The sequence below is a fragment of the Thermomonas sp. genome, from assembly GCF_019104945.1.
Classification (GTDB): Bacteria; Pseudomonadota; Gammaproteobacteria; order Xanthomonadales; family Xanthomonadaceae; genus Thermomonas.
Window position 1 is genome coordinate 19048 of record NZ_JAHRWW010000044.1, and the last position, 8109, is coordinate 27156.

10 protein-coding genes are annotated in these 8109 nt (G+C 59.1%); 1 reads left to right on the top strand and 9 read right to left on the bottom strand.

Annotated features, from left to right (window positions below; all coding sequences use genetic code 11):
* Positions 1–2: 2 nt before the first annotated feature.
* Genes KUL77_RS10315 through surE form a run of 4 tightly spaced genes read right to left on the bottom strand, consistent with a single transcriptional unit; the run spans position 3 to position 2894 of the window.
* Entirely contained in the window at positions 3–821 is an 819-nt protein-coding gene (locus tag KUL77_RS10315; RefSeq protein ID WP_297146661.1) for a peptidoglycan DD-metalloendopeptidase family protein, read from the bottom strand.
* The gene (locus tag KUL77_RS10320; RefSeq protein ID WP_297146663.1) at positions 818–1432 is read right to left on the bottom strand and encodes a YqaA family protein; all 615 of its coding nucleotides are present in this window, start codon (positions 1430–1432) and stop codon (positions 818–820) included. The genes KUL77_RS10315 and KUL77_RS10320 overlap by 4 nt, the downstream gene beginning before the upstream one ends.
* On the bottom strand, positions 1429–2109 hold the full coding sequence (locus KUL77_RS10325) for a protein-L-isoaspartate(D-aspartate) O-methyltransferase (protein WP_297146666.1): 681 nt from the start codon (positions 2107–2109) through the stop codon (positions 1429–1431). The genes KUL77_RS10320 and KUL77_RS10325 overlap by 4 nt, the downstream gene beginning before the upstream one ends.
* Entirely contained in the window at positions 2106–2894 is a 789-nt protein-coding gene (gene surE / locus KUL77_RS10330; RefSeq protein ID WP_297146668.1) for a 5'/3'-nucleotidase SurE, read from the bottom strand. The genes KUL77_RS10325 and surE overlap by 4 nt, the downstream gene beginning before the upstream one ends.
* Positions 2895–2996: 102 nt before the next feature.
* Here surE and KUL77_RS10335 point away from each other — a divergent pair, with 102 nt between their 5' ends.
* Positions 2997–3539 (top strand): Smr/MutS family protein, encoded by a 543-nt coding sequence (locus KUL77_RS10335; protein ID WP_297146689.1) that lies wholly within the window; start codon positions 2997–2999, stop codon positions 3537–3539.
* Positions 3540–3599: 60 nt separating this feature from the next.
* Here the strand turns inward: KUL77_RS10335 and KUL77_RS10340 are convergent, their stop codons facing one another.
* The 5 genes from KUL77_RS10340 to ispF form a co-directional block, all read right to left on the bottom strand.
* Entirely contained in the window at positions 3600–5303 is a 1704-nt protein-coding gene (locus KUL77_RS10340) for a cbb3-type cytochrome c oxidase subunit I (protein ID WP_297146671.1), read from the bottom strand.
* Positions 5300–6268: a cytochrome c gene (locus tag KUL77_RS10345; RefSeq protein WP_297146675.1), complete on the bottom strand. Its 969-nt coding sequence runs from the start codon at positions 6266–6268 to the stop codon at positions 5300–5302. Before KUL77_RS10345 ends, KUL77_RS10340 begins: the two co-directional genes overlap by 4 nt.
* Positions 6265–6528 carry a hypothetical protein gene (locus KUL77_RS10350; RefSeq protein WP_297146678.1) on the bottom strand — a complete coding sequence of 88 codons (264 nt, stop codon included), beginning with the start codon at positions 6526–6528 and terminating at the stop codon, positions 6265–6267. Before KUL77_RS10350 ends, KUL77_RS10345 begins: the two co-directional genes overlap by 4 nt.
* Positions 6529–6667: 139 nt before the next feature.
* The gene (gene truD / locus KUL77_RS10355) at positions 6668–7699 is read right to left on the bottom strand and encodes a tRNA pseudouridine(13) synthase TruD (RefSeq protein ID WP_297146681.1); all 1032 of its coding nucleotides are present in this window, start codon (positions 7697–7699) and stop codon (positions 6668–6670) included.
* Positions 7696–8109 (bottom strand): 2-C-methyl-D-erythritol 2,4-cyclodiphosphate synthase (ispF, locus tag KUL77_RS10360; protein WP_297146684.1); only part of this gene is annotated, 414 nt, incomplete at its 5' end. The genes truD and ispF, both read right to left, overlap by 4 nt.

The following is an 8109-nucleotide window of genomic DNA, read 5'->3' on the forward strand; positions in this document are numbered from 1 at the left end:
GCTTAGCGCTTCGGTAGGTACTGCACAGGGTCCACAGGCTTACCGTTGTAGCGGATTTCAAAATGCAGCATCTCGCGCGCCGCGCCACTGCGGCCCATTTCGGCGATCTGCTGGCCAGCCTTCACTAACGTGCCTTCATTGACTAGGCGCGCACGGTTATGACCATAGGCTGAGAGCCATTGGTCGTTATGCTTGACGATGATCAGCTCGCCGTAGCCCACCAAGCCCGCACCGGAATACACCACCACGCCATCGGCTGCAGCGCGCACCGGCTGCCCGCCCTTGCCGCCAATATCTACGCCCTGTCGCGTTGGGTCACCACTGGCGTAGGTGGAAAGCACTGCGCCGTCCGTTGGCCAGCGCCAGATAAGATCGCTTACTGCAGGCGCTGGCGTAGGTGCTGTAGGCGTCGGTGCAGGCGGTGTCACCGGCGTGGTTTTGCCTGCTGGGGCAACGGCTACCGGGGGTTTGCTTGCTTTCGGGGCTGTTGCAGCGGCTGTTGGTGTTTCCGCCGGATAAAGCCGCAGCGTCTGCCCCGGGTAAATGGTGTAGGGCGGCGGGATGTTATTCCACAGCGCTAAATCGAGCGCGGTGATGCCGTTTTCCGTGGCGATGCGATACACCGTTTGCCCACGCTGCACCACGGCGGTTGCGCCATACTTCGGTTGCGAAACGCGCGTCACTGGCGTGGTTTTTGCCGATGCAGCAACGCGAGGCTTGCTGGAAGAAGAGCGCACCACGCGGCTATGCCCGCAGCCCGCGAGCAGCACCGTTGCACCCAGTAACAGTGCGGCATGTTGGAAGGTCTTTGATGTATTCATGCGGCTTGTCCATGCAGTACCAGCCAGCCGACCAGCGCAACCAAAATGGCGACCGCTGCCCAGCCAATCTGCTCAATCCAACGGTTCAGCGCGCGCTCGGCACGCTCACCGCCGATTCGAATCACCAATGCCAGTAGCAAGACGCGCTTGCCGCGCCCCACCAGCATCGCCGCCAAGAACGGCAGCATCGGCACCCCCACAATACCGCTGGCCCAAGTAAAAATCTTCAACGGAATGGGCATAAAGCCCGCCAGCACCAGCAGCCAGAACACCTTCCAGTGGGAATTCAAGCTAATCGCGTGCAGTTCTTGTACCTCTGCGTCGATGCGCTCTAACCAGCCGAGTGAATCGAGCATTGGCCGCACAAATTCAAACGCGTAATGCCCCAGCAGATAGCCGATAACCGCGCCGATAATCGAGAAGAACAGGCTGATCCAAGCAAACCGAAAGGCGCGTGCGGGTTGTGCAAGGCACATTGGTGCCAGCATGACTTCGGGCATCACCGGAAACACGATGGCTTCGGCAAAACTCAGCCCGGCCAAATACTCGGGTGCACGCCGGTGCCGCGACCATGCCAAGGTACGCTCGTATAAAGGTGCAAATAATTTCATTGATCCACAATTCCCGATAACAAGGGGACGAACATCGCCGGCCCCAGGTCCATTTGTTCGATGCTGCCGTCTGCGAGCTTGTGTAGTTGCAGCAAATTTTGCCCGGAAGCTGCACCCACCGGCGCAACCAACACGCCCTCCGGTGCCAGCTGGGCAACCAGCGCATCCACCACCGCAGCGCCTGCTGCGGTCACGATGATCGCATCAAATGGCGCCTCTTCTGGCCAGCCGATGCGGCCATCGTCGTGTTTGCTGCGCACGTGCAGGCCCAGTGCGCGAAAGCGCTTGCGGGCGGTGCGCAATAACTCGCCAATGCGTTCGACGGTGAACACCTCAATACCAAGCGCGGCCAGCACTGCCGCCTGATAACCCGAGCCCGTGCCCACTTCCAGCACACGCTTGGGCGCGCACTGCAGCAGGGCTTCGGTCATTTTCGCCACCACCAACGGTTGCGAAATGGTTTGCCCGTGACCAATCGGCAGCGCGTTGTTTTCATACGCACGTGAAGCCAAGGCTTCATCCACAAACTGGTGCCGAGGCACGGTGCAAATAGCGTGCAACACGCGCTCATCGGCTACACCGGCTTGGCGTAAGTCTCCGATCAAGCGATCGCGCACGCGCTGGCTGGTCATCCCCATACCACGGTCGGCCGCCTGCAAGCGCATCCGCCCGGTCATGATCGCGCTTCCAGCGAAGCCGCCAAACCACCCACCCAACTTGCCACCTGTTCCAGCGCCTGATAGCGGGTGAGGTCTACGTGGATTGGAGTCACCGCGATATGCCCTGTGCGCACCGCGTGAAAGTCCGTACCTGGCCCGGCGTCTTGCTCGTTCCCTGCAGCACCCACCCACCACCACTTACGGCCACGTGGGTCTTCCTGCTGCACGCAGGGCTGCGCGCGGTTACGGTGGCCAAGACGGCTGGTTTCAAAGCCGCGAATAGAAGACCATGGCAGGTCCGGCACGTTCACATTCAAAATAGTGCTGGCTGGCAGCGGGTCCGACAATAAACGCGCGATGATTTCCACGGCCGCACGCGCCGCGCTGTCGAAATACCGACCCTTATGATCTTTCGTCACCAGTGACATCGCCACCGACGGCAAGCCAAGAAATCGTCCTTCCATCGCGGCAGCGACGGTACCGGAATAAATCACATCATCGCCCAAGTTGGCGGCATTGTTGATCCCGGATACCACAAGATCAGGGGCTAGCCCCAGCGCATCAAGCATGCCCGTGACCGCTACATGCACGCAGTCGGTGGGGGTGCCATAGACTTTCCATGTCTGCGCATCAATCTGCACCACGCGAATGGGCGCATCCAAGGTGAGCGAATTACTGGCACCACTGCGATCGCGGTCGGGCGCCACCACCAGCACCTCATGCCCGGCATCACGCAAGCCGCGCGCCAGCGCATGGATCCCAGGGGCGTCAACGCCGTCGTCGTTGCTAACAAGCACCCGCATGGCGTTTAGGAAGTAAAACTCTTCTGCATGGCCCCATGATAGCGGATCGCGCCGATAACGGCCCACCGTTCGCGGTACCCTGTACAGATGATCCGTAAAGCACTGCCCCCCACCGACGATCGCGACGACGCCAGCCTATTTCGCAGCGCCATTGGCGCCGATCAAGGCGAGGTACGCGTGTTGCAGGCCTCCCCCCCGCCACCACAGCCGCCCAAGCCGCGCCCTTCGGCCAAAATGGCCCGCCGTGACGACGACGCGGCGCGCAGCGAGTTTCGCAACTTGCTGATGTCCACGCTGGAGGCAGGTGATGCACTTAGTTACCGACGCGACGAGCTCCCTCCGCGTGTGCTGAAAAAACTGGCACGCGGTGAATATGCAGCGCAAGAAGAATTGGACCTGCACGGCCTGCCGCTGCGCAGCGCCGAAACTCTGCTGCGCGACTTTCTGCGCGACTGCCGCTTGCACGGTCTTGGCTGCGTGCGCATCGTGCACGGCAAAGGGCGCAATTCCGAAGAACGTCTGCCGGTACTGAAGAATATGGTGGACCGCATGCTGCGCCAGCGCGCCGACGTGCTCGCCTTCCACTCACCGCCTGCAGCCCAAGGCGGCACAGGCGCGGTATTAGTGCTGCTCGAAAAACACTGACCCAACAAAATGGCCGGCCCAAGATGGGGCCGGCCATGCCGCGTTCTTGCTGCGCAATGCTTAGGTGGCTTGCCCCACTACCGGCAGCACGATCTGCGGCGCTGCAGGCACCTGCGTTCGCGCCTCTAACGAACTCAAGAAGCGCCATACAAACAGCAAGGTGATGAGCAGCAGCCCCGGATAACCAATCCACGCCAGCAGATAAGGCAATGTGGGGTTACCGGCCTTCACCACGTCTAAATTGAAGCTCAGCAGGCCAAAGGTGATGATCGCGCCGAAGATCCACATACCCATCAGCCACAGACCGGCTTCATACCCCTTCAGATAGCGGCTCCAACGGCCCGGTGCATGCGGCACGGCATCGGTATGCACATCGTCTGCCACAGGTACAGCCGCCGCGGCGCGGTGCCCCATGGTTAGCAAGTCATAAACAATGATCCCTGTCCCGGTTAGAAATAGCGTGCCAAAGGCTGGAATCATCGCTTTGAATACGCTCATTGCCGGGTACACATCACCACCAAACCAATTCAAGCCCAAGGTACGGTAGATGAAGATCTGCGCATTGCCGCCCATGGCAAACGCGAAGGCAATGCCCAACATGCCGGTAAACACGAGCCAAAACGCGGCCTTGCCCAAGCGCTGATCAAAATTGGGAATACCACGCATCACCGGAACCGCGAAGTAGGCCGATGCAATTCCCAGCATACCGAACGTACCAAACAGTGCCAGATGCCCATGCGCCGGGGTGATCCATGTTCCATGCGACCACACATTGGTGAGCGCGAAGGTCATGGTGAAGCCGAGAATACCCGCGCCCACCTGCTCCAACACCACCGAACCGAGGATGAAATAAAACGCGGGAGCATTTTTCAGCGGCTTGCGGTCGTGGTGTGCATCCAAGTAGATATGCCAGAAACAAAATACCAATGGCAGCGGCTCTAACGCACTAAACAGCGAACCCCAGAACTGCCAGAACTCCGGCGTGCCGATCCAGAAGTAGTGGTGCGCATTGCCAATCAAACCTGACAGCCAGACCAAGGTCACGCCCCAGAACACTGCATAGCCCACGCTTTTCACATTGGCATCAAACAGCAACACCAAGAGGAAGCCAATCAGGCTGATGTGGATGACTTCCCACACACCCTCCACCCAGTAGTGCACCACATACCAGCGGAAGTATTCGCTCAAGTCTTGGCGCTCAACGAAGAACATGCCAAACAGCCAAACAAACGTCAGTGCCACCACACCAATGGCCAAGCCCCAATGGATTTCATTCCACTCTTTGCGCGGTGGGAAGGTGCGCAGCACCACATAAGCCAAGATCGCAAAGCCAATCAAAATCACCACATCGGCTGCACGCCCAGCTTCCAGATACTCCAGACCTTCTTGCAACCAAGGCTGTCCCATCCACCAACCGGCAACGCCTTTCGCTGCGAAACTTTGCGAAAACACGTTCCAGATAGTGACCACCACCAGCGCATAGAACAAAAACTTGATCAGCCCTGGCGCTGCCAACTCACGCTTGGACATCAATGGGCCGATAAACAAGATCGTGCCGATGAAGCCAGACAATATCCACAAAATGCCGAGGTTCAAGTGCTCGGCGCGGGCGATATTGAAATTGAGTTTCCCCGCCAATAACGACGGATCCACCTGCTGCAATGCCAGCAACAACCCAAAACAAACTTGAATGATAAACAGTACCGCCATCAGCATGAAGAAACGCATGCTCAAGCGCTGTGTTTTGTATTCAATCTTGATCACTTAGCACCTCCCTGTAGGGTGCGGATGTAAGCAACGATGGCGGCGACCTGATCGCTCTTGAGCATGCTGGAATACGACGGCATGGTGCCCGCAACAAACCCGTCGACGACCTTGGCATTTGGCTCCACGATCGATTCTGCAAGATAGGCATCATCGGCTTTGACGCTGCTGCCATCTGTCAACTTGACCGACGCGTCATACAGCCCTCCCCAGCCCGGCCCCACCTTCTTGCTGCCATCGAGTGCATGGCAGCTGGTGCAGGCGTACTCGGCCACCAGTGCTTTGCCCTGCGCGGCAGGGTCAGCTGGTGCGGCAGAAACTGCAGCCGCTGGCGCAGCGCCAACTGTTGCCGCTGCGACATTAGGGAACGGCTTGGCCTGCGGGAAGCTCAGACCATCCACATGCGGTTTCGGCGGCCAACCTTCGGTATTCATCGCCGAGGTGTATTTCAAAAACGCGATCAACTTATTCACCTCATCGCCGGTTAGCGGCAGGTTCGGCATATAGCTGGGGTGGCCACCACGACGCTGGATGCGTTCGGCAGCGCCGGGGAACTTCTTCATGTACGCGGCAAGATCCGCCACGCCCGCATCGGCCTGCTGCTCGGGGTTTTGCAGCAATACCTGCACAGCAGGGCCGGTGGGCCAACCACCCGCAGACGGTAAAAACGCGGCTAACCACGTGGGGCCTGCCTGCGCATAAACCTTGGTGAGATCGGGGCCGAAATACGCGCCATTTCCCAGCAATGTATGGCAACCCATACAGTTATACGCTTGGAAGACACGTTTGCCCTCCACGGCGTCGTGGTTAGCAAAATGCACGGCATCAGGGGTGACCTGATTGCGTGATTTGATGAACGACGCAAACGATAGCAACAGGAAAATCACCGCCATCAACGCGAGCGCGGCCAATGCATTGGCGCGTTTTTTGCCCTCTTCGCAGGGCTGACCGGGTGTGCAGGTCATGATTGCCCTCCTGCAGTTTTATTGTTTTGTTTCACTGCCTCGGCATGCTCAAGCGCATCGTGCTCGAACAAGGTGTGCAACGCGCCTAAGAACACGTAGAACACGTAAACGGAAATGACATAGCCAAAGGCAAAGTAGAACCACCACATACCCGGCGATTCAGGCCAAAACTCATAGCTGCGGAAATACGGCCACGACAGTAATAACGCTACTGCGCTAGCCACTATGGAAAGTACCAAGTCAATGGTGCGCTTTCGCATGCATAGCCTCCACGATGTAAACGCGCTGCAGTTCGATTGCCGGTCGTATCCCGAGCGGCCGCAATCCCCACGCCCAAGCTACGCTCGCTTAACGGACGTTCACATGACGCAGATCAAGTCATGCTGCGTTCAGACGCATTCAGCTATGTGAAGCATCCTCAATAACACCCAACTCACGCAAAACGGTGGTGGCGTAGCAGCCGGGCGGAAGGGAAAACTCAAGCACGAGCGCGCCGTCTTCATGCCAGCGCCACTGCAAACCTTCGGGCCGCAGGCGCAGCGCGCGCCGCTCCTGCTTCATTTCAGCCTTTTCCAATCCTGCGCGTAGACGGCCTGCGGTATCTCCGCCCATGGCCGCAAGCTCCACTTCACATGCGACTCCGCTGCTGCGCAGCTCACCCACGCCCCACAGTGGGCCGGTGGGATGAATATCGAACGAGGCCAGCCGCGCTTCCAGCTCCGGCGTCAAAACCTCCGGCCCGAACACGCTGCGGCTGCCATCAAGCATCCACACTTCACCCTCTAAGGCGGCATTCCAGCTGCCACTTTCTACGCGTGCGGCAAGTACGCGATTAAACAGTTCCGAGCGCGCGGCCGATAGCAACATGCTGCGCTCTTCGCGCTTTACTCGGCGTCCGGCGAACATCGCCACCGCTTGTTGCACATTGTTGCCACCACGGCCAAAACGCTGCTCACCAAAATAATTCGGCACACCCTGTGCGGCGATCTGCTGCAGCCGCGCCTCAACCGCCACACGCTCGCCTTCCAGCATGCGCAGCGCCAGTACGAAGCGATTGCCCGCCAGTGCGCCACGCGGCAGTTTGCGCGCGTGCCAAGCATGCTCCAAAACCTGTAGATCATCGGTTTGTAGTGTCGAGATATCCGGCAGAATTTTTTTCGGAATCCATACCGAAAACCGCTGCCGCGTCACCGCGTGGCGGTCTTTCAACCCAGCATAGCCAATGGCCGATTCAGCCACACCCGCCCATTCGGCAATGCGCTTGGCCGCAAACGCGGTATTCATGCCGCGCTTTTCGACCGTGAGCAGTAAATGCTCGCCTGCACCGCTGGGTTCAAACCCCGCCAGCTCTTCGACAAAAAAATCGGCATCGCTGGCGCGCAGCCGCGCCGTTAACACAGGGGCACCGTGCGCGTGTGGAAGCTCCATCATGCTCGCACCAACAGGCACACAGCCTGCGCCGCAATGCCTTCGCCGCGCCCAGTGAAGCCTAATTGCTCGCTGGTAGTGGCTTTCACGCTTACGCAGTCCACACCAATATCTAGCTCTGCGGCGATGCAGACGCGCATCGCCTGCGCGTGCGGGCCTACCTTGGGGCGCTCGCAAATAACGGTAACATCGCAATTACTCACGCTCCAACCACGCTCACGAATCAGCGCATTGCAGTGGTGCAAAAAAGCGCGGCTATCGGCATCTTTCCAGCGCATATCCGACGGCGGAAAATGCTGGCCGATATCGCCTAGCGCCAGCGCGCCTAAAAGGGCATCGCACAGCGCATGTAGCACTACATCGCCATCGGAATGCGCTACTACGCCCTGTGTATGCGGCACGCGCACGCCCCC

What these genes read in the sequence shown, in the direction of transcription:
- KUL77_RS10315 (WP_297146661.1), bottom strand. Translation starts at nt 821, where the DNA reads ATGAATACATCAAAGACCTTCCAACATGCCGCACTGTTACTGGGTGCA.
- KUL77_RS10320 (WP_297146663.1), bottom strand. Translation starts at nt 1,432, where the DNA reads ATGAAATTATTTGCACCTTTATACGAGCGTACCTTGGCATGGTCGCGG.
- KUL77_RS10325 (WP_297146666.1), bottom strand. Translation starts at nt 2,109, where the DNA reads ATGACCGGGCGGATGCGCTTGCAGGCGGCCGACCGTGGTATGGGGATG.
- surE (WP_297146668.1), bottom strand. Translation starts at nt 2,894, where the DNA reads ATGCGGGTGCTTGTTAGCAACGACGACGGCGTTGACGCCCCTGGGATC.
- KUL77_RS10345 (WP_297146675.1), bottom strand. Translation starts at nt 6,268, where the DNA reads ATGACCTGCACACCCGGTCAGCCCTGCGAAGAGGGCAAAAAACGCGCC.
- KUL77_RS10350 (WP_297146678.1), bottom strand. Translation starts at nt 6,528, where the DNA reads ATGCGAAAGCGCACCATTGACTTGGTACTTTCCATAGTGGCTAGCGCA.
- truD (WP_297146681.1), bottom strand. Translation starts at nt 7,699, where the DNA reads ATGATGGAGCTTCCACACGCGCACGGTGCCCCTGTGTTAACGGCGCGG.